At 73.0% G+C, this 270-nt stretch carries 1 protein-coding gene; it reads left to right on the top strand.

Annotation, left to right across the window (positions count from 1 at the left end):
- On the top strand, positions 1 to 270 hold a 270-nt coding region (locus HMPREF2581_RS33260; RefSeq protein WP_168173305.1), incomplete at both ends, for an Ig-like domain-containing protein.

The raw sequence follows: 270 nt of genomic DNA, 5'->3' as shown, positions 1-270 counted from the left end.
CCAGCGGCCCGGCCAGCACCACGGTGGACTCGGTAGCCCCGGCCACCCCGGTGCTCGATCCGAGCAACGGTACGGTGATCAGCGGTACCGCCGAAGCCGGCGCCACGGTGATCCTCACCGATGGCGGCGGCAACCCGATAGGGCAGGCCACCGCCGATGGCAGCGGCAACTGGAGCTTCACCCCGGGCACACCGCTGGCCAACGGCTCGGTGGTCAATGCGGTGGCCCAGGACGCCGCCGGCAACACCAGCGGCCCGGCCAGCACCACGG

It is taken from the genome of Pseudomonas sp. HMSC057H01, assembly GCF_001836405.1.
Lineage (GTDB): Bacteria > Pseudomonadota > Gammaproteobacteria > Pseudomonadales > Pseudomonadaceae > Pseudomonas > Pseudomonas aeruginosa.
The sequence above is the reverse complement of the archived record's forward strand: the minus strand, read 5'-3'. Positions and strand labels throughout refer to the sequence as shown.